Annotated in this window: 19 protein-coding genes and 1 tRNA gene; 16 read left to right on the top strand and 4 right to left on the bottom strand. The window is 73.5% G+C overall.

What is annotated here, in order from left to right; all coding sequences use genetic code 11:
- The first annotated feature begins 203 nt into the window (after positions 1-203).
- Positions 204-2159: an AMP-binding protein gene (locus Q0817_RS10585; protein ID WP_298586946.1), complete on the top strand. Its 1956-nt coding sequence runs from the start codon at positions 204-206 to the stop codon at positions 2157-2159.
- A gap of 211 nt (positions 2160-2370) precedes the next feature.
- Here the strand turns inward: Q0817_RS10585 and Q0817_RS10580 are convergent, their stop codons facing one another.
- A complete protein-coding gene (locus Q0817_RS10580) occupies positions 2371-3084 on the bottom strand; it encodes a response regulator (protein ID WP_298586943.1) in 714 nt (237 codons plus the stop codon).
- Positions 3081-4709, bottom strand: a complete 1629-nt coding sequence (locus Q0817_RS10575; RefSeq protein WP_298586940.1) for an ATP-binding protein — start codon at positions 4707-4709, stop codon at positions 3081-3083. Before Q0817_RS10575 ends, Q0817_RS10580 begins: the two co-directional genes overlap by 4 nt.
- Positions 4710-4879: 170 nt before the next feature.
- On the opposite strand from Q0817_RS10575, the gene Q0817_RS10570 reads away from it, so the two are divergent.
- The 9 genes from Q0817_RS10570 to Q0817_RS10530 all read left to right on the top strand — a co-directional run bounded on the left by Q0817_RS10570 (position 4880) and on the right by Q0817_RS10530 (position 13781).
- Positions 4880-6313: a cation:dicarboxylate symporter family transporter gene (locus Q0817_RS10570; RefSeq protein ID WP_298586937.1), complete on the top strand. Its 1434-nt coding sequence runs from the start codon at positions 4880-4882 to the stop codon at positions 6311-6313.
- Positions 6314-6545: 232 nt separating this feature from the next.
- Positions 6546-7439, top strand: coding sequence for a ParA family protein (locus Q0817_RS10565; RefSeq protein ID WP_017833723.1), 894 nt, complete (start codon positions 6546-6548; stop codon positions 7437-7439).
- The gene (locus Q0817_RS10560) at positions 7439-8368 is read left to right on the top strand and encodes a ScpA family protein (protein ID WP_298586929.1); all 930 of its coding nucleotides are present in this window, start codon (positions 7439-7441) and stop codon (positions 8366-8368) included. Before Q0817_RS10565 ends, Q0817_RS10560 begins: the two co-directional genes overlap by 1 nt.
- Entirely contained in the window at positions 8365-8979 is a 615-nt protein-coding gene (scpB, locus tag Q0817_RS10555; RefSeq protein ID WP_298586926.1) for an SMC-Scp complex subunit ScpB, read from the top strand. The genes Q0817_RS10560 and scpB overlap by 4 nt, the downstream gene beginning before the upstream one ends.
- Before the next feature lie 9 nt (positions 8980-8988).
- Positions 8989-10116: a pseudouridine synthase gene (locus tag Q0817_RS10550; RefSeq protein WP_298586924.1), complete on the top strand. Its 1128-nt coding sequence runs from the start codon at positions 8989-8991 to the stop codon at positions 10114-10116.
- A 9-nt stretch (positions 10117-10125) separates the two neighbouring features.
- Positions 10126-11250: a prephenate dehydrogenase gene (locus Q0817_RS10545; RefSeq protein ID WP_298586920.1), complete on the top strand. Its 1125-nt coding sequence runs from the start codon at positions 10126-10128 to the stop codon at positions 11248-11250.
- Positions 11247-11984, top strand: a complete 738-nt coding sequence (gene cmk / locus Q0817_RS10540; RefSeq protein WP_298586917.1) for a (d)CMP kinase — start codon at positions 11247-11249, stop codon at positions 11982-11984. Before Q0817_RS10545 ends, cmk begins: the two co-directional genes overlap by 4 nt.
- Positions 11985-12068: 84 nt before the next feature.
- On the top strand, positions 12069-13628 hold the full coding sequence (gene der / locus Q0817_RS10535) for a ribosome biogenesis GTPase Der (protein ID WP_298586912.1): 1560 nt from the start codon (positions 12069-12071) through the stop codon (positions 13626-13628).
- 79 nt (positions 13629-13707) lie between these two features.
- Positions 13708-13781: transfer RNA gene (locus tag Q0817_RS10530), tRNA-Pro, on the top strand.
- Positions 13782-13865: 84 nt separating this feature from the next.
- On the opposite strand, the gene Q0817_RS10525 is transcribed toward Q0817_RS10530, so the two are convergent.
- On the bottom strand, positions 13866-14786 hold the full coding sequence (locus Q0817_RS10525) for a PfkB family carbohydrate kinase (protein ID WP_298586909.1): 921 nt from the start codon (positions 14784-14786) through the stop codon (positions 13866-13868).
- Positions 14787-14959: 173 nt separating this feature from the next.
- On the opposite strand from Q0817_RS10525, the gene Q0817_RS10520 reads away from it, so the two are divergent.
- The 6 genes from Q0817_RS10520 (at position 14960) to Q0817_RS10495 (ending at position 19138) form a co-directional block, all read left to right on the top strand.
- Positions 14960-15958, top strand: a complete 999-nt coding sequence (locus tag Q0817_RS10520) for an adenosine deaminase (protein ID WP_298586906.1) — start codon at positions 14960-14962, stop codon at positions 15956-15958.
- A gap of 95 nt (positions 15959-16053) precedes the next feature.
- On the top strand, positions 16054-16440 hold the full coding sequence (gene gcvH / locus Q0817_RS10515; protein WP_298586903.1) for a glycine cleavage system protein GcvH: 387 nt from the start codon (positions 16054-16056) through the stop codon (positions 16438-16440).
- Positions 16441-16631: 191 nt separating this feature from the next.
- A complete protein-coding gene (locus tag Q0817_RS10510; RefSeq protein ID WP_298586900.1) occupies positions 16632-17087 on the top strand; it encodes an FHA domain-containing protein in 456 nt (151 codons plus the stop codon).
- A gap of 9 nt (positions 17088-17096) precedes the next feature.
- Positions 17097-17828: a MerR family transcriptional regulator gene (locus Q0817_RS10505; RefSeq protein WP_298586897.1), complete on the top strand. Its 732-nt coding sequence runs from the start codon at positions 17097-17099 to the stop codon at positions 17826-17828.
- A 1-nt stretch (position 17829) separates the two neighbouring features.
- On the top strand, positions 17830-18354 hold the full coding sequence (locus Q0817_RS10500) for a bifunctional nuclease family protein (protein WP_298586895.1): 525 nt from the start codon (positions 17830-17832) through the stop codon (positions 18352-18354).
- Between the two features lie 181 nt (positions 18355-18535).
- Positions 18536-19138 carry a MerR family transcriptional regulator gene (locus Q0817_RS10495; protein ID WP_298586892.1) on the top strand — a complete coding sequence of 201 codons (603 nt, stop codon included), beginning with the start codon at positions 18536-18538 and terminating at the stop codon, positions 19136-19138.
- Between the two features lie 9 nt (positions 19139-19147).
- Here Q0817_RS10495 and Q0817_RS10490 read toward each other — a convergent pair whose 3' ends face one another.
- Entirely contained in the window at positions 19148-19936 is a 789-nt protein-coding gene (locus Q0817_RS10490; RefSeq protein ID WP_298586889.1) for a ParA family protein, read from the bottom strand.
- Between the last annotated feature and the right edge of the window lie 264 nt (positions 19937-20200).

Genomic DNA, 20200 nt, shown 5'->3' with positions numbered 1-20200 from the left:
GCGGACCGCGCCGGGGGGAGTGCGACGCGGAGCCTGGGTGACAGGCATCACAATACACGAGCATTGTATACACAGTTCCGGGGGCATGGCGAGAGGTTCGGGACTGCCCGGGTAGATCCCGCATCAATGTATACAGAACTCTTGTCCCGTGTGACGTGCACCACTAGGGTGTCCGGCAGGACCGCAACCCCCGGGAGGGACCCATGAGCACCGAGCACAGCACACCGCCGCAGGCCGAGGGCTACGCGGAGGTCTACCACCGCAGCGTGCAGGACCCGGAGGGGTTCTGGCTCGACGCCGCCCGTGCCGTGGACTGGGTGCGCGAGCCCACCACGGCCCTCGACGACACCGCCGCCCCGCTCTACCGCTGGTTCCCGGACGGCGAGCTCAACACCTCCTACAACGCCCTCGACCGGCACGTCGAGGCCGGTCACGGCGAGCGCACCGCGCTGGTGTACGACTCCGCGGTGCTCGGGGTCCAGGAGCGCTTCAGCTACGCCCGGCTGCGGGACGAGGTCGCCCTGTTCGCCGGGGCGCTCGCGGCCCGGGGGGTGGGCAAGGGCGACCGGGTGCTCGTCTACCTCCCGATGATCCCGCAGGCGGCCGTGGCGATGCTCGCGTGCGCCCGGCTGGGTGCGGTGCACTCCGTGGTCTTCGGCGGGTTCGCCCCGAAGGAGCTCGCCTCCCGCATCGACGACTCCCGGCCGGTGGTGGTGGTGACCACGACCGGCGGGGTGGAGCCGAAACGGCGGATCGAGTACATCCCGGCGATCGAGGAGGCCCTGCGGATGGCCGAGCACGCGCCCGGGACGGTGCTGGTGCACGATCGCCCGGGGTTCGAGACCACGGTCGAGGACGCCCGGGGCCGGGCCGGGGTCGACGGGCAGCCCGCCGTCGAGTGGCTCGACTGGGCGGAGGCCGTCGAGGGCGCCGAGCCCGCGGCACCCGTCCCGGTCGCGGCCACCGATCCGCTCTACGTCCTGTACACGTCGGGGACCACCGGGACCCCCAAGGGCGTGGTCCGCGACAACGGCGGGCACGCCGTGGCGCTGACGTGGTCCATGCGCAACATCTACGACGTGGGACCCGGCGAGGTGATGTGGACCGCGTCCGACGTCGGCTGGGTGGTGGGCCACTCCTACATCGTCTACGGGCCCCTCCTGGCCGGGGCCACCACCGTGCTCTACGAGGGCAAGCCCGTGGGCACCCCGGACGCCGGCGCGTTCTGGCAGCGCGTCGAGGACCACGGCGTGAAGGTCCTGTTCACGGCCCCCACGGCCCTGCGCGCCATCCGCCGGGCGGACCCCGAGGGCGAGCTGGTGCGCCGGCACGACATCGGCGCCCTGCAGACCCTGTTCGTGGCGGGGGAGCGTCTCGACCCCGAGACGTACCACTGGGCCTCCCGGGTGCTGGGCGTCCCGGTCGTCGACCACTGGTGGCAGACGGAGACGGGGTGGGCCATCTGCGCCAATCCCTTCGGGATCGAGAGGCTGCCCCTCAAGGCCGGCTCGCCGTCCGTGCCGGTGCCGGGCTACCGGGTGGAGATCCTGGACCCCCTGGGCCGGCCGGTCGAGGTGGGCGAGGAGGGCAACATCGCCCTGCGCCTCCCGCTGCCGCCGGGCACGCTGACCACGCTGTGGGGCGACGACCGGCGGTTCGTGGACTCCTACCTCAGCGCGTTCCCCGGCTACTACGCCACGGGCGACTCCGGGCACGTGGACGAGGACGGCTACGTCTACGTCATGGGGCGCACCGACGACGTCATCAACGTCTCCGGGCACCGGCTCTCCACCGGGGCCATGGAACAGGTCCTGGCCTCCCACCCGGCGGTGGCCGAGTGCGCCGTGATCGGGGTGGGGGATCCGCTGAAGGGCCAGCGGCCGTCGGGCTACGTGGTACTCAAGACCGGCGCCGACGTGCCGGAGGACCAGCTCCGGGACGAGCTCGTGGCGCTGGTGCGCCGGCAGATCGGGGCGGTGGCCGACTTCAAGGACGTGGCCGTGGTGGAGGGGCTCCCCAAGACCCGCTCGGGGAAGATCCTGCGCAAGACCATGCGGCAGATGGCCGACGGCGAGGACTACGCCGTGCCCTCGACGATCGAGGACCCCTCCGTGCTGGAGGCCCTCGAGGGGGTGCTGCGCCCGTCGCGCGGACGGTGACGCTCCGGCGCAAGGCGGCGAACCCGCGACGCTCCGCCGGGGCGGCCGCCCCGGCCCCGCGCCGCCGGCCGAGCGGACGCAGTCTGGACCGCGCCGGAACCGGTCGTGCAGGACCGGGCGGTGCCCTCGCTCGGCATCGGCTCGCCGAGGGGGCGGTGATCGTGGCCGGGGACCACCTGCTCCGGCCGCCGACCACGCCGGGCGCCCGTGCTCAGCGACCGGGGGAGACGTCCTGCCCGGCCCACCCGTACTCGAGCTCGGGCCGTCCCGGCGTGCCGTAGCGCGAGCGGCGCTGCACGAGGCCGCGTGCGGCCAGGTGCTCGAGATAGCGCCGCGCGGTGACCCGGGACAGCGTGCTGCGCTCCGCCACCTCCCCGGCGGAGAGCCACCCCCCGCCACGCACCAGCGCGGTGACCGACTCCAGGGTCTGGGGGGACAGGCCCTTCGGGGCGTCCGGCCGGGCGGAGGTCCCCAGGGCCGCGAAGGCGCGGTCCACCTCGGCCTGCCCCATGGTCCCCGCCGCCCCCAGGGCGGAGCGGTAGCGCCGGTAGGCGGCCAGCTTCTCCTCGAACACGGCGTAGGTGAAGGGTTTGATGAGGTAGCCGACGACGCCGAGCGTGCCCGCCGCGCGGACGGTCGCCACGTCCCGGTGCGCCGTGATGACCAGCAGGTCCACGGACTCGCCGCGGGCGCGCAGGGTGCGGGCCACGTCGAGACCGGACATGTCCGGGAGGTTCACGTCCAGGAGCACCAGGTCCACGGGCCGCCCCGCCCGCCGGGCGGCCTGCACGGCCTGGACCGCCGTCCGCCCGGACACGGCGGTGGCGACCGTCTCGAAGCCCGGCGAGCGCTCGACGTACTGGGCGTGCGCGGCCGCGGTGAGCGACTCGTCGTCGACGACGAGCACGCGGACCGGCCCGCTCACGGGACCCGCCCCGCGGTGGTGTCGTGGGGGACCGGGACGGTCACGGTGAACACGGCTCCGCCGTCGTTGCCGTGCTCGATCCGCGCGCCCCACCGGTCCACGACCTCCCGCACCAGGTGCAGGCCGACTCCGCGTCCTTCCGGGCCGGCCGGTTTCGTGCTGACGCCGAGCTCGAAGACCTCGTGGGCGAGCTCCTCGGGGATCCCCATCCCGGTGTCGGCGACGGTGATCACGACCGTGTCCAGGGCCTGGTCGGCGGCGTCGGGCGCGCGCGTGATCTCGACCTCCACGACGGGAGGCACCCGCGCGGCGTTGGCCGCGGCCGCCTCGACGGCGTTGTCGACGAGGTTGCCGACGAGGGTGACGAGGTCCGCGGGGGAGACCGGGATGCGGGGCACCTCCGGGTCCACGACGACCTCCAGCTCCACGCCGCGCTCGTGCGCCGCGGCGGTCTTGCCGACCAGGAGGGCCGCGAGGAACGGGTCGTCGAGGTGGGCGAGGAGGTCCTCGGACAGGACCTGGGTGCGCACCATGTCGGCCGAGGCGAAGCCGAGGGCCTCCTCGTCGCGGCCGAGCTCCAGCAGGGAGACGACCGTGTGCATCCGGTTGGCGTGCTCGTGGGTCTGGGCCCGCAGAGCCCCGGCCAGCGTGGCGGTGGCGCGCAGCTGTCCCGAGAGCCGGGAGATCTCCGTGTGGTCGCGCAGGATCACGATCGTGCCGCGCCCGGCGAGCGCTCCGCGGGCGGGGAGGGTCGAGACGATGAGGGTGCGCTCGGTGACCACGAACCACTGCTCCTGCACGGACGCCCCCGAGAGCAGGACGGCCTCCAGTGCGGAGGGCAGGCCCAGGTCCGCGACCGGGAGGGGCCGGCGCCGAGCGGGTCCCGGCGCCGGCGCCCGGATCCCCAGCAGCTCCCGGGCCCGGGCGTTGAGCACGGGCACGGCTCCGGCCGTGTCCACGAGCAGGAGGCCCTCGGTGGCCTCGTTGAGCACGGCGTCGTGCAGCGAGTGGACCTGGGCGAGCTCCTCCGGGCCCCAGCCGTGGGTGACCCGCCCCAGGTACCGGGCCCCGAGCGCCGCGACCGTCGCGGACGCGGCCAGCAGCAGCAGTCCGACGAGGAGCACCGCCGGCAGCTGGGCGAGCGCCTGCTGCGAGACGGCCTCGAGCAGCACCCCGGTGGCCACGAGCGCCACGACCGTGCCGTCCTCGTCCCGGACCGGGGCGATCGTGCGCACGGAGGGGCCGAGGTTGCCGCGCTCCGTGCTGGTCCAGGTCTCGCCGGCGAGCGCGTGGGAACGGTCGCCGCGGTAGGCCTCGCCGACGGAGGAGGGCCAGGGATGCGTCCAGCGCGTCCCGTCCGGGGCCATGATCGTCACGAAGTCGAGCTCCGTGTCCGCGAGCAGCCGGTCCGTGAGCGGCTGCAGGGCGGAGTGCGGGTCCGGGTCCCCGGCGGCTGCGAGGACGTACGGGTCGTCCGCGAGCGCGGTGGCGAGGACGCGGGTCACGGCCTCGGCGCGCTCCACGACCGCCCCGCGCTCGTGGGCGAAGAGGACCAGGGAGACGGCGAGGGTCACCAGCGCGACGACGACCAGCTGCAGCACGAGGAAGCGCCTGGCCAGGGACATGCCCGCTCCTTCCGCTCCTGGTCGTCCCTCCCGCGGCTGTGGTGGGCGTCACGACCATTATGACCACAACACGACAGGGCCGCGGCCGCCGGTGAGACTCGTCACATCGGCCCGGTCCCGGGCCCCGCGCACCGCACATCCGCACCGCACATCCGCACCGGAGGAGAAGCATGGCCACCGTCGCCACGGACCCCGTCGACCCGCAACCGCCCGTCCAGAAGCCGAAGAAGGACAGGACGCACTACCTCTACGTCTTCGTGATCGTCGCCGTCGTCGCCGGCGCCGTCCTGGGCCTCGTGGCCCCCGAGTTCGCCCAGACCCTCAAGCCGATCGGCACCGCGTTCATCGCCCTCATCAAGATGATGATCGCCCCCATCATCTTCTGCACGATCGTGCTGGGCGTCGGCTCCATCGCCAAGGCGGCGACCGTCGGCAAGGTCGGCGGTCTGGCGCTGGCCTACTTCATGGCGATGTCCACCATGGCGCTGGCCATCGGCCTGCTGGTCGGCAACGTCATCCACCCTGGTGAGGGCCTGAACATCCAGGGTTCGGAGTACGAGGTCACGGACGCCGGCCACGGTGACGGCGAGGGCGGGACCATCGGCTTCCTGCTCGGTATCATCCCCACCACGCTCCTGTCCTCCCTGACCGAGGGCAACATCCTGCAGACCCTGTTCGTGGCCCTGATCGTGGGCTTCGCCCTGCAGCAGATGGGACCGGCCGGCAAGCCCGTGCTCCAGGCCGTCGGCTACGTCCAGGCCCTGGTCTTCCGGATCCTGATCATGGTCATGTGGGTCGCCCCGATCGGCGCGTTCGGCGCCATCGCCGGCGTGGTCGGGGAAACCGGTGTGCAGGCCATCGTCTCGATGGCCACCCTGATGATCGCCTTCTACCTCACCTGCGTCCTGTTCATCGTGGTGGTCCTGGGCGGTCTGCTCAAGGCGGTCACGGGGATCAACATCTTCCGGCTCATGAAGTACCTGGGCCGGGAGTACCTGCTGATCTTCTCGACCTCGTCCTCCGAGGCGGCCCTGCCCCGGCTCATCGCCAAGATGGAGCACGTGGGCGTGTCCAAGCCGGTGGTCGGCGTCACGGTCCCGACCGGCTACTCCTTCAACCTGGACGGCACGGCCATCTACCTGACCATGGCCGCCCTGTTCGTCGCCTCCGCGATGGGCAACCCCCTGGCCCTGGGCGAGCAGATCTCCCTGCTCGTGTTCATGATCATCGCCTCCAAGGGCGCCGCCGGCGTGACCGGCGCCGGCCTCGCGACCCTCGCCGGCGGGCTGCAGTCGCACCGGCCCGACCTGGTCGACGGCGTGGGCATCATCGTGGGCATCGACCGCTTCATGTCCGAGGCCCGCGCGCTGACGAACTTCACCGGCAACGCGGTCGCCACCCTGCTGATCGGCACGTGGACCCGGGAGATCGACCTCGTCCAGGTCGAGCGGGTGCTCTCCGGCCAGGACAGGTTCGACGAGTCCACCATGGCCGCCCACTCGCACGGCACCGCCGAGGACCGTCCCGTGGCCGGAGCCGCCGCCGGGGACCGCCTCGAGGAGTCCGTCGCCGAGAAGGTCGAGGTCGGGGCCGGCGTGCGCTGAGCCCGCCCGTGCCGCGCCCGCGCCCGCCGTGCCCACCCGGGCGCGGCGGGCGCGGGCCGTTCCCGTCCTCCGGCGCACCGCTCGCCGGAATTCGGGGCCGCACGGCGGCGGCGGTACCCTGGTAGCTGATCGAGTCCAGGAAAACCCCAGGTCGGCCCGTCCGGCCCGGGCCGCCCCGTGCCCGGGGCCGGTCCGCCCGAGCGCGACCACGAACGAAAGTGCGGTGCCACGAGTGAGCCAGCAGAGCGACGAGAGGAACCCCGGCACGGGCGAGGCCGGGACGGGAACCGTCGGCCTGACCGGCCGTCCCGCCCGCGACTTCCCCGAGCCGCCCGAGCTCTCCACCCACGGGCCCGCCCGGATCATCGCGATGGTCAACCAGAAGGGCGGAGTGGGCAAGACCACCTCGACCATCAACCTGGGCGCGGCGCTCGCCGAGCTGGGCCGCAAGGTACTGCTGGTCGACTTCGACCCGCAGGGGGCTCTCTCCGCCGGTCTCGGTGCCAACCCCCACGAGCTGGAGCTGACGGTCTACAACGTCATGATGGACCGCTCCGTGGACGTCTGGGACGTGGTGCAGGAGACCGACGTCGAGGGCGTCGACCTGCTCCCCGCCAACATCGACCTCTCCGCGGCCGAGGTGCAGCTCGTCACCGAGGTGGCCCGCGAACAGGTCCTGGCCAGTGCCCTGCGCAAGCTCGAGGAGCACTACGACGTCATCATCATCGACTGCCAGCCCTCGCTGGGGCTGCTGACGGTCAACGCGCTGACCGCGGCCCACGGCGTGGTCATCCCGCTCATCGCCGAGTTCTTCGCCCTGCGCGCCGTGGCGCTGCTCGTGGACTCCATCGAGAAGGTCCAGGACCGGCTCAACCCCCGCCTGCAGATCGACGGCGTGCTCGCCACGATGTTCGACTCCCGGACCCTGCACTCCCGCGAGGTCATGGCCCGGATCGTGGACGCCTTCGGGGACAAGGTCTTCGACACGGTCATCAAGCGCACCGTGAAGTTCCCCGACGCCACGGTGGCCGCCGAGCCCATCCTCTCCTTCGCCACGGCCCACCAGGGCGCCGAGTCCTACCGCCAGCTGGCGCGGGAGCTCATCTCGCGCGGCGGCGCGCCCTGATGCACCCCGAGGAGCCGCCGGGCCCCCCGGGGACCGGCGGCTTCGCGGTGCAGCTGGAGGACTTCGCGGGGCCCTTCGAGGTGCTGCTCTCCCTGATCGCCAAGCACGAGCTGGACATCACCCGGATCGCGCTGGCCACCGTCACGGACGAGTTCCTCCAGTACGTGCGCGCCCTGCACGAGATCGGTTCGACCCGCGCGCTCGACGAGGCCAGCGAGTTCCTCGTGGTCGCCGCGACCCTCCTGGACCTCAAGGCCGCCCGGCTGCTGCCGCGCGGCGAGGTCGAGGACGAGGAGGACGTGGCCCTGCTCGAGGCGCGGGACCTGCTCTTCGCCCGCCTGCTGCAGTACAAGGCGTTCAAGGAGGTGGCCGTCCTGCTCGACGAGCGGATGCGGGCCGAGTCGACCCGCCTGCCCCGATCGGTGCCCCTGGACCCGGAGGTGGCGGCCGTGCTGCCCGAGCTCGACTGGCGCACCACCCCCCAGCAGTTCGCCGAGATCGCCCGCTCCGTCTTCACACCCCGGCCCGGGGCGCCCGCGGAGGTCGGGGTGGACCACCTGCACGGGACCGCCGTGACGGTCCGGGACGAGGCCGAGATCCTCGCCGGGCTGCTCGAGGACGGCGCTCCGCGCTCCTTCCGCGTGCTCGTCGCGGACGCCGGGTCCACCCTCGCGGTGGTCGTGCGGTTCCTGGCGCTGCTCGAGATGTACCGTGACGCGGTGCTCGAGCTCGCCCAGGAGCAGCCGCTGGGGGAGCTGACGGTCCGCTGGACCGGTGCGGGCACCGGCTGGACCGCCGACCGGCTCTCAGAGGACGCCGGGGACGCCGGGGACGCCGCGGACGCCGCGGACCCCGCGGACGGAGGCCCGGCCCCGCACGCTCACCCGTCCCCCGACGCGGCCCGCCTCGTCTCGGGGGCGTCCGCGTGAGCCCCGCGGCCGAGGACGGACCGGACCTCGAGGCGCTGCCCGGCGGTGTGCGGGCCGCCGTCGAGGCGATCCTGATGGTCGCCGACGAGCCCGTCAGCGAGTACGAGATCGCCGCCGCCCTGGTGGTCCCGGTCGCCTCCGTGCAGCGGGTCCTCGACCGGCTCCGCGCGGAGTACGACGGCGTCGGCACGGATCCGGGGTATGATGGGACGTTGGCGCCGCGCGGGTTCGAGCTGCGCAGCACCGGTGCCGGCTGGCGGATCCACTCGCGCAGCGAGTTCGCCCCGGTCGTCTCCGCGTTCGTCGCGGAGGGCCAGACCGCCCGGTTGTCGCAGGCGGCCCTGGAGACCCTGGCCGTCGTGGCCTACCGCCAACCCGTGAGCCGGGGGCGCATCTCCGCGATCCGCGGGGTCAACGTCGACGGCGTCGTCCGCACGCTCGTGCAGCGCGGCCTGATCCGCGAGCTCGAGCGGGACGGCGAGTCCGGCGCCGTGCTCTACGGCACCACCACGTTCTTCCTGGAGAAGATGGGCATCGGCTCGCTCGACGAGCTCCCCGACATCGCCCCTCATCTGCCGGGCATCGACCAGATCGACCACTACGAGGACTGAGACACCACCATGGCCACTTCACGTTCATCATCCGGCCGCCCCGGGCCCGGCGGGCGCCGCGCCCCCGGTTCCCAGGGCGGCCAGAAGCCCCGCACCGGCCAGGGCGGCACATCGTTCCAGGGCAAGAAGGGCGCCCCTGGCCGCGGCCCCGCGAAGGGCGGCGCTCCCCAGGGCGGCCCCGCCAAGGGCGGCACCAAGGGTGGCGCCAAGGGAGGTGCTGCCAAGGGCGGCGCTGCCAAGGGCGGCGCGAAGGGCGGGTCCTCGACGGGCGCCGGCCAGGACCGCGGGCCCCGCCCGTTCGCGTCCTCCGAGAAGAGCTCCCGGCGGATGCCCTCCACCCCGTACCGCCCGCCGCACCGGAAGCGGCGGCCCAAGAACCCGCCCGTGGACCGGCTCGACCAGCACGACCCGGACGGGGTGCGGCTGCAGAAGCTCATGGCCCAGGCCGGCGTGGCCTCGCGGCGCGTGTGCGAGGAGATGATCGAGGCCGGCCGCGTGCAGGTCAACGGGGAGACCGTCACCGAGCTCGGCATCCGGGTGGACCCGGACACCGTCGAGATCCACGTCGACGGCGTCCGCGTGCAGCTCGACGAGAACCTCGTCTACTACGCGTTCAACAAGCCCGAGGGCGTGCTCTCCACCATGGACGACCCCGAGGGCCGGCCGTGCGTGTCCGACTACCTGAACCAGCAGCGCAACGAGCGCGTCTTCCACGTGGGCCGCCTCGACGTGGAGACCGAGGGCCTGCTGCTGCTGACCAACGACGGCGAGCTGACCAACCGGCTCACCCACCCGTCCTACGAGGTGCCCAAGACCTACCTCGTGCAGGTCCGCGGCCCCATGGAGAAGGGCATCGGCGCGGCCATGAAGGCCGGCATCGAGCTCGAGGACGGCATCGCCTCCGTCGACTCCTTCCGGCTCGTGGACTCCACCCCCGGGCACCTGCTCGTGGAGGTCGTCCTGCACTCCGGGCGCAACCGCATCGTGCGCCGGCTCTTCGACGCGGTGGGACACCCCGTCGAGAAGCTCGTGCGCACCGAGGTCGGTCCCATCCGGATCGGGGACCAGCGCCAGGGCACGATCCGCCGGCTCTCCAAGACCGAGGTCGGGCACCTCCTCGCCTCGGTCGGCATGTAAGGAGCACCCGTGACGCAGACCCCCTCCGCGCCGCCGGCCCCCGCGGCGACCACCGGGCCCGTGCTCGTGGTCGGCGCCGGCCTGCTCGGCGCCAGCATCGGGCTGGGCCTGCGCCACCTCGGCGTGGACGTCTGGCTGCAGGACTCCTCACCCACCGCCGAGGCCGTGGCCCAGGACATCGGCGCCGGCCGCTCCTGCCGCGCGGCGGGGGAGGACCGGGTGCCGGAGCCGGCCCTCGTCGTCGTCGCCACCCCGCCCGACGTCACGGCGCAGACCGTGGTCGAGGCGCTGGGACGCCACCCGGACGCCGTGGTCCTCGACATCGCCTCCGTCAAGGAGGCCGTGCTGGAGGACGTGCGTGCCCTGGGCGGGGACCTGACCCGCTACGTGGGCACCCACCCCATGGCCGGTCGCGAGAAGTCCGGGCCCGTGGCAGCCCGCGGCGAGCTGTTCACGTCCATGCCCTGGGTCGTGTGCGACTCGGGCCGCTCCGCGCCCGCGGCGCTCGCCGCGGCGAAGAACCTCGCCGTGGACCTGGGGGCGACCGTCACGTTCATGGACGCCCGCGAGCACGACGCGACCGTGGCGCTGATCTCCCACCTGCCGCAGGTGATGTCCTCCCTGCTGGCCTCCCGCCTGCAGGACACGCCGCTGCACCACCTGTCCCTCGCCGGGCAGGGGCTGCGGGACACCACGCGCATCGCCGCCTCCGACCCCGGCCTGTGGGTGCAGATCCTCTCCGCGAACGCCGGGCCGGTCGTTGCGTCCCTGCACGGCGTGCGCGAGGACCTCGAGCGGCTCATCGCCACCCTCGAGGAGCCGAGAGCCCCCGGCGCGCGGCTGGACATCGCCCAGCTCGTGGCCGAGGGCAACGCCGGCCAGGCCCGCATCCCGGGCAAGCACGGCGGGGCCCCCCGGGCGTTCGCCACCCTCACCGTCCTCGTGGGCGACGTGCCCGGGCAGATCGCCCGCCTGCTCACGGAGATCGGGGAGATCGGGGTCAACCTCGAGGACCTGCGCCTCGAGCACTCCCCGGGCCAGCCCGTGGGCCTCGTCGAGGTCTCGGTGCTGCCCAACCGCCGCAAGGAACTCGTCGAGGCGCTCCAGGAGCGCGGATGGAAGGTCGTGCAGTGAACACCGGAACCAACACCGCCCGCAGCGCAGCGCCCGAGGCCGGCGCCCCGGCCTCGGCAGAACAGCAGCTCGTCGTCGCCATCGACGGGCCCTCCGGCTCCGGCAAGTCCAGCGTGTCCAAGGAGGTGGCCCGCCGCTTCGGCCTCGCCTACCTGGACACGGGCGCGATGTACCGCGCCCTGACGTGGTGGTGCCTCGACCGGGGCGTGGATCTCGCCGACGGCGACGCCGTGGTCGAGGCCGCCCGCGCCTTCCCGCTCGCCCAGGGCACCGATCCCGACCGGGAGCTGGTGTTCGTGGGCGGGACCGACGTGGGCGTCGAGATCCGGGGCGCCCGGGTGACGGACGCCGTCAGCGCCGTGGCCACCAACCCGGCGGCGCGGGCGGTGCTGGTGTCCCGCCAGCAGGAGATCATCGCGGACAGCGGCCGGCGGATCGTGGCCGAGGGCCGGGACATCACCACCGTGGTGGCCCCGGACGCCGACGCCCGGATCCTGCTCACCGCCGACGAGCGGGCCCGGATGGCCCGCCGCGGCCTGCAGATCGGCGGCGTCGAGGACGCCGAGCGGCTGCGGGCCCAGGTCGTGGGCCGGGACGCGAAGGACTCCACGGTCGTGAACTTCACCGAGGCCGCCGACGGCGTCGTGACGATCGACTCCTCCGAGCTCACCGTGGAGCAGACGGTCCAGGCCGTCATCGACGCGGTCGTCCGGGCCGCGGGCCGCTCCGCCTGAATCGTCCCGCCTGAAGCGTCCAGCCTCCCTCCCCTCACCTTTCCGCACCCCGACCGGCCGCACCCGGCCCAGCGAAGGACAGCCATGACCGGCAACCCCGAGAACCCCGCGCACGACACCGCCCACGACCCCTATGAGGCCGAGCTCCTCGGCGGCACCACGGACGACGTCGCCCAGCGGCTCGCGGCCATCGACGACGACGAGGCCGACCAGCGCGCGCAGGCGCTGCGGGCCGGGCTCGAGGACTACGAGCTCGACGAGGAGGACGCCGCGCTGCTCGCCGAGTGGGCGGAGGACGGCGACCAGGCCCCGGTGCGCCGGCCCGCCCCGGTGCTCGCCATCGTGGGCCGGCCCAACGTCGGGAAGTCGACCCTCGTCAACCGCATCCTCGGCCGGCGCGAGGCCGTCGTGGAGGACACCCCGGGCGTGACCCGGGACCGCGTCTCCTATCGGGCCACGTGGAACGGGCGCAACTTCACGCTCGTGGACACCGGCGGCTGGGAGTACGACGCCAAGGGCATCAACGCCCGGGTGGCCGAGCAGGCCGAGATGGCCGTGGAGTTCGCCGACGCCGTGCTGCTGGTGCTCGACGCCACCGTGGGTGTGACCGCCGCGGACGAGGCCATCGTGAAGATGCTGCGCAAGGTCCGGAAGCCGGTGATCCTGGTCGCCAACAAGGTGGACTCCCCGCAGCTCGAGGTCGAGGCCACCTACCTGTGGTCCCTCGGCATGGGGGAGCCGCACCCGGTGTCCGCCCTGCACGGGCGCGGCGCCGCCGACGTCCTCGACGCGGTCATGGACGTGCTCCCCGAGTTCTCCGCCGTCGCCGAGACCGAGCTGACCGGAGGCCCCCGCCGGGTGGCGCTCATCGGGCGCCCGAACGTGGGCAAGTCCTCGCTGCTCAACAAGCTGGCCGGGTCCGAGCGCGTCGTCGTGGACCCCCTGGCCGGGACCACCCGCGACCCGGTGGACGAGCTCATCGAGCTGGGCGGCAAGCCGTGGCGCTTCATCGACACCGCGGGCATCCGCCGCCGCGTGCACATGGCCCAGGGCGCGGACTTCTACGCGTCCCTGCGCACCCAGGCGGCCCTCGAGCGCGCCGAGGTGGCCGTGGTGCTGCTGGCCTCGGACGAGGTGCTCTCCGAGCAGGACGTCCGCATCCTGCAGCTGGCCGTGGACTCCGGGCGCGCCCTCGTGCTCGCCTTCAACAAGTGGGACCTCATGGACGAGGACCGCCGCTACTACCTGGAGCGGGAGATCGACCGCGACCTCGCCCACGTGGCGTGGGCGCCGCGGGTGAACGTCTCGGCCAAGACCGGCTGGCACAAGGACAAGCTGGTCCCCGCCCTGGAAACGGCGCTGGCCTCGTGGGACACCCGCGTCCCCACCGGGCGGCTCAACGCGTTCCTCGGCGAGATCGTGGCCGCCCACCCGCACCCCGTGCGCGGCGGCAAGCAGCCCCGCATCCTCTTCGGCACCCAGGCCTCCTCCCGCCCGCCGCGCTTCGTGCTGTTCACCACGGGCTTCCTGGACCCGGGGTACCGGCGGTTCATCACCCGCCGCCTGCGCGAGACCTTCGGCTTCGAGGGCACTCCCATCGAGGTCTCCATGCGCGTGCGCGAGAAGCGGAGCCGGAAGCGCTGAGGCCCCCGCCGAGATGAATTCCGCCGGAGGTTGCTGTAATGTGATGCGAGTGCTCAGGGCGGCGACGTACTGAGCACTTCGGGCTGTGGCGCAGCTTGGTAGCGCACTTGACTGGGGGTCAAGGGGTCGCAGGTTCAAATCCTGTCAGCCCGACGATTCGAGGCCGGTGGACCGCGGGAACGCGGACCACCGGCCTTCTCTCGTTCTCGGGGGCGGCGCGTCCGGCCCCCGCGCGGTCTACCGCCGGGCCCGAGCGGCCGACTCGCGCAGCCGGTCGAGGTCGAGGTCCGGCCGACCGCCGGCCGTGCCGACCACCTCGGCCGCGGCCGCCGCGGCCCACCAGGCGGCGGACTCCGGGCTCTCCCCGCGCAGCAGCGCGACGGTGAGCGCGGCGACGAACGAGTCGCCCGCCCCGGTGGGGTCCACGCGGTCCTCGCCCAGGTGCGGCAGGACGACGTGCCCGCCCGGCCAGGCGACCACGTCGCCCTCCCCGGTCGCCAGGGCGACGACGCGCGGCCCCTCCGCCAGCAGCGACTGCGCAGCCCGCACCGTACCCGGCACGTCCTGCGGCGCCCAGCCCACCAGCGCCTCGGCCTCGGCGGTGTCGGCGCGCACCACGGCCGCGGTGGCCAGCACCCGCCGGCGCGCCGCTCCGTCCGCCGGGGCGCCGTCGGCCACCACGAGCGCACCCCCCGCCGCGGCCGCCTCGAGGGCCTCCGTCACGGCGGGCGCGGGCTGCTGCAGCTGGACCAGCACGGCGTCCGCGGAGCGCAGCAGGTCCCGGCTCGCGCGCACGTCCTCGGCGTCCAGCAGCATCCGGGCGTCCACGTCCTCCAGCAGCCGGCGGACCCCGCGGGGTCCCACGAGGTCGACGAGCAGCGCGGTCGGGGCGCCGGAGCGGCGCACCACCGCCCCGACGTCGATCCCGTCCTCCGCGGCCTGCGCGAGCACGTCCGCACCGGCGGAATCGGTGCCCACGACCCCCACGAGGTGGACCTCGGCGCCGAGCTGACGACACGCCACCGCCTGGTTCGCGCCCTTGCCGCCGAGCAGCTCCTGCCGATCGAGCACGTCGGCCGCACCGCCCTCCGCCGGGAGCTCCTCGACGCTCAGCACGAGATCCCGTCCCACCTGACCGACCACCACGACACCGGACATCCGGCACTCCTCTCTCCGAGCGGCTCTCCCCGCGAGCATAGGACAGCGTCCCGGCCGCCGGGGCCGACGGGATCCGTGCGGGAGGCGGTGCCGGGTGCGCCGCGGCGCCCTGCATAGACTGCACGGGACGCGCCCGCCCGGGTGCGCGGCCGGAGCGCGAAGGAGCACCGCAGTTGAAGGACCTGTACACCCTGCCCAAGGCGGAGCTGCACCTGCACATCGAGGGCACCCTCGAGCCCGAGCTCGCCTTCGAGCTCGCCGCCAAGAACGGGGTGGAGCTGCCCTACGACTCGGTCGAGGAGCTCCGGCGGCACTACGACTTCGAGGACCTCTCCTCGTTCCTCGGGCTCTACTACGCCACGATGGCCGTGCTGCGCGACGCCTCCGACTTCGAGGCCCTGACCCGGGCCTACCTCGAGCGTGCCGCCGCCCAGGGCCTGCGGCACGTCGACGTCTTCTTCGACCCCCAGGCGCACCTCGTCCGGGGAGTGCCGCTCGAGACGGTGGTCGACGGCATCCGCGCCGCCCTCGACGCCGCCCGCGCCGAGCGCGGCATCACCAGCACGCTGCTGCTGTGCTTCCTGCGGGACCGGCCCGCGGCCGAGGCGGGACAGCTCTTCGACTCCCTCGGGGAGCAGCTGCCGCGCATCGACGGGATCGGCCTCGACTCGGCCGAGGTCGGCCATCCGCCGGCCCTCTTCGAGGCGGTCTACGCGCGGGCGCGGGCGGCCGGACTGCACGTCGTCGCCCACGCGGGGGAGGAAGCCGGTCCCGAGTACGTCCGGGAGGCCCTGGACGTGCTGCGCGTGGAGCGCGTGGACCATGGGATCCAGTGCCTGCGCGACCCCGGGCTCGTGGACCGGCTCGTCGCGGAGCGGGTGCCGCTCACCGTGTGCCCACTGTCCAACGTCCGGCTGCGGGTGGTCGACACGCTCGCCGACCACCCCGTGCTGGACATGCTCGAGCGGGGACTGCTGGTCACGGTCAACTCGGACGACCCGGCCTACTTCGGCGGCTACGTGGGGGACGTCTTCCAGGGTCTGCGCGACACGCTGGGCCTCACCGACGAGCAGGCGGCCGCCCTGGCCCGCAACTCCGTGGACGCGTCCTTCGCCGGCGCGGAGCGCAAGCGGTCGATCCGCGCCGAGATCGCGGCGTGGGAGCGCCCTTGAGCACCCGACACCCGAGGGTCTCCGCACGCCCGGGCCCGGGGTGGGGTCTGTGCCATAATCGAGCCGACCGCACCCGCCGGACCAGGAGTGACCCCATGAGCAACATTCCCGCCGACCTGTCCTACACGGCCGAGCACGAGTGGATCGCGGCCCCCGACGCCGACGGCGCGGTGCGCATCGGGATCACCGACCACGCGCAGAACGAGCTGGGCGACGTGGTGTTCGTCCAGCTGCCCGAGGTGGGGGAGAACGTCGAGGCGGGCGCGGCCGTGGGCGAGATCGAGTCCACGAAGTCGGTGAGCGACATCTTCGCCCCCGTCTCCGGCGAGGTCACCGCGGTCAACGAGGTCCTCGAGGACGAGCCCGGGACCGTGAACTCCGCCCCGTACGCCGAGGGGTGGCTGTTCGAGGTCCGGCCGGCCGGCGACGACTACCGCTCCGGGCTGCTCGACGCCGAGGGATACGCCGCCCAGCTGGACTGAACCGCGCAGGGACGCCGATCGCGCCCGAGCCGGGACGTGTCCCGGCCGCCCATGCGTGTCTCCACCACCCGGTACACTGAACAGCAACCGGGTGGCTCCGGCCGGTCGCCCGGAAACCGCCGGGACAGGAGGTCGCGGGGTCGGGGTCCCACAGGATCCGTCCACCATCACGTCACCAGTCGAGGGAAGAGATGTCCAGAACCCAGAACGGCTCGAACGCACCCCAGGGGGAGCCGGAGACCACGTCGATCCAGATCGTGGCCGAGGTCCTCTCGCACGCAGCGTCCCACAAGCTCTCACCCGAGGAGAGCTCCGCGGTCTCCGCGCTCCCGCCGCGCAGCGCCCTGCTCGTCGCCCACGACAGCGCGGGCACCGGATCACGCTTCCTCCTGGACCGCGACGAGGTCCCCGCCGGCCGCCACCCGTCCTCCGAGATCTTCCTGGACGACGTCACCGTCTCCCGCCGGCACGCCCGGTTCGTCCGGCGCGGCGACACCTTCGAGATCATCGACTCGGGGTCCCTCAACGGCACCTACGTCAACGGCGACCGCGTGGACAGCGTGCAGCTCGACAACGGCGACGAGGTCCAGATCGGCAAGTTCCGGTTCACGTTCTACCGTTCGCTGCGCTCGCAGTCGGACCAGTAGAAGGGAGCCATGACCGACCCCGCGGAGACCGATCCCCACCGGGACGACGTCCAGCACGAGCCCCGGGTGGGCATCAGCGCCGTGCTCAAGGAGCTCGGCGAGGACCACCCCGGCATCACCGCCTCGAAGCTGCGCTTCCTGGAGGACAAGGGCCTGGTCCACCCGGCGCGCACCGCGTCGGGCTACCGCAAGTTCTCGCGTGCCGACGTGGACCGGCTGCGCCGGATCCTGGAGCTCCAGCGGGACCGCTACCTCCCGCTGAAGGTGATCCGGGAGCGGCTGGACGCCGACGAGGACGCACGGCGCACCGCGGAGGCGGCCGACCCCGTCACCGCGCCCCTGCCGGTCGTCAGCGCGCCGCGCACCTACAACCTGCGGGAGCTCGCCGCGCGCACCGGCGCCGGCATCCCGCTGGTCCGCGAACTCGTGAGCTACGGGCTGATCCGGGAGCAGAACGGGGTCTTCGACGACCACGCCCTCGCCATCACCCGCGCGGCCCACGCCCTGACGGCCCACGGCCTGGAACCGCGCCACCTGCGTCCCTTCAAGGCGGCCGCGGACCGCGAGCTGGGCCTCGTGGAACGCGCCGTGGCGCCCCTGACCTCCCGCCGTGACGCCGCCTCGAGGGCCCGCGCCGTCGAGCGCGCCCAGGAGATCTCCGGACTGTGCCTCACCATCCACACCTCGCTCGTGCGCTCGGAGATCGCCGCGCTCCAGGAGCGGGCCGCGGTGGAGGGCTGACATGGCCGTGCACCAGGTCCTCATGGAGATCGCCGGCGTCCGCATGGACGTGCCGTCGGCGCAGCCCGTCGTCGTGCTCCGCGAGGTCGAGGGCGGACGGCACCTGCCGATCTGGATCGGCACCAACGAGGCGACGTCCATCGTCTTCGCGGTCCAGGGGATCGAACCGCCCCGGCCCCTCACGCACGACCTCGTGCTGTCCGTGGCCACCGCCTTCGGACGCACCCTGTCCCGCGTGCGGATCCACACGGTGGAGGAGGGCGTCTTCCACGCCGCGCTCGAGTTCTCGGACGGAACGGTGGTCGACTCCCGCGCCTCGGACGCGATCGCCCTGGCCGCCCGCACCGACTGCCCCATCCTGTGCACCGAGACCGTCCTCGACGAGGCCGGTCTCGTGATGAGCGGGGACGGCGAGCTGAGGGAGCCCTCCCCGCGCCCGGGGGAGGAGGAGCAGCAGCTGCCCCCGGAGACACAGGTCGAGCAGTTCCGCGACTTCCTCGACAACGTCGACCCCGAGGACTTCTGACCCGGGCCCGCACGCCCGTCCGTCCGACACGGGACCCGGCCTGCTGATGTCTTTGACCCGGCCCCCGGGGAGGTCTACCGTCGGAGCTGTACTCGAGGTGTTCCCGGGGGGATCCGGACGTCTCTGCGAGACCATCCACTCCCGGTGCCGCGAGGACCGGGTCCACGAGCGAGGAGACGGCGTGAGCGACCGCGAGCAGCCCGGCGGCACGGCGGGGACCGGCAGCCCTCCGGCGCACGGCACCCAGGGAGTCCTCTTCGACGACTCCGTGGTCCGTGACGAGTCCGTGGGCTACCGGGGTCCCACCGCGTGCAAGGCCGCGGGCATCACTTACCGGCAGCTCGACTACTGGGCGCGGACGGGGCTCGTGGAGCCCACCGTGCGCGGCGCCTCCGGTTCCGGCACGCAGCGCCTCTACAGCTTCCGGGACATCCTGGTCCTCAAGATCGTCAAGCGGCTTCTGGACACCGGCGTCTCCCTGCAGCAGATCCGCACCGCCGTGAGCGCGCTGCGCGCCCAGGGCGTCGAGGACCTGGCCCAGCTGACGATGATGAGCGACGGCGCGAGCGTGTACGCGTGCACGTCACCGCACGAGGTCATCGACCTGGTGCAGGGCGGGCAGGGCGTCTTCGGGATCGCCGTGGGCCGGGTGTGGCGCGAGGTCGAGGGAACCCTGGCGGCGCTGCCCGGGGAGCACACCGGGCAGGACCGCGCCCCCGCGCAGGACCCCCTGCCCGACGACGAGCTCTCCGCCCGCCGGGCCCGCCGGCAGAACGCCGGCTGATCGGGCGGCTCAGGACGAGCCGTCGAGCAGGCCCTGCAGGATCGCCGTGTACCGCCCGGAGATGTCCTGGGCCTCCGCCCCCGGCCAGCGGTGGATCGGCCAGGCCGCGCCCTGCGCCTGCTGCCAGACGGGCAGGTCCGGGATCACCGGACTGACCAGCAGCGGCCCGAACAGCTCCTGCAGCTCCGCCAGGCGGTGACGGTGCTCCACCGACGAGTGCTGGACCTTGTTGACCACCACGCCGGCCGCCGGCACGGCCCACGTGCGGCTCTGCTCGAACTGGGCAATGGCCGTCATGGTGCGCTTGGTCCCCGCCACCGAGAACAGCGAGGGCTCCGCCACGGAGAGCACCTTGTCGCTGGCGGCCCACGCGGTGCGGGTCAGGGCGCTCAGGGTGGGCGGGCAGTCGACCAGCACCAGGTCGTAGCCCTTGGCCTCGGAGAGCGCCCGCTCCAGCCGGCCGAGGTCCTTGTCCCGGTAGTCCGAGCGGTCGAGGTGGGACGACCTGGCCGACCCCGGGGCGACGTCGAGGGCCTTGGTGTCCAGACCGTCCCGCACCGCCCAGGACGAGGCCACGACCACCCGCTCGAGCGACCCGCGACGGGGTCTGCGCAGCACCTCGCCGATGTCGTGACCGCGCTCCGGGTGCACGCCCAGCCCGGTCGTGGCGTCGGCGTGCGGGTCGAGGTCCACCACCAGCGTGGGCACTCCTGCCTGCAGGGCTGCGGAGGCGATCCCCAGGGTCACGGAGGACTTTCCGACACCGCCCTTGAGGCTGCTGACGCTGACGATCTGCACGGAGGGGACACCCTTCGCTCGCGGGGACACAGGGGAATCGACTCCTCGGGTCCGGGATCGGGGGCCGCGGTGAGGAGCCGGCTGCGCCCATCGTAGCCGGGTGCGTGCCGTGGGCCCCGGTGCGGCGCGGGGCCGCCCGCCTCGCGGCCTGCCGTTCGGCACCGCACCGGTGTACGCTGACCACGGCGCCGTTCTGTGACCGAAGTCACAGTATGCCCCGGGGCGGCGTGGTTCACTGGTGAGGACCGCCCGCGGGTGGCCATG

This window comes from uncultured Kocuria sp., assembly GCF_947500125.1.
Taxonomy (GTDB): domain Bacteria; phylum Actinomycetota; class Actinomycetes; order Actinomycetales; family Micrococcaceae; genus Kocuria.
The sequence above is the reverse complement of the archived record's forward strand: the minus strand, read 5'-3'. Positions and strand labels throughout refer to the sequence as shown.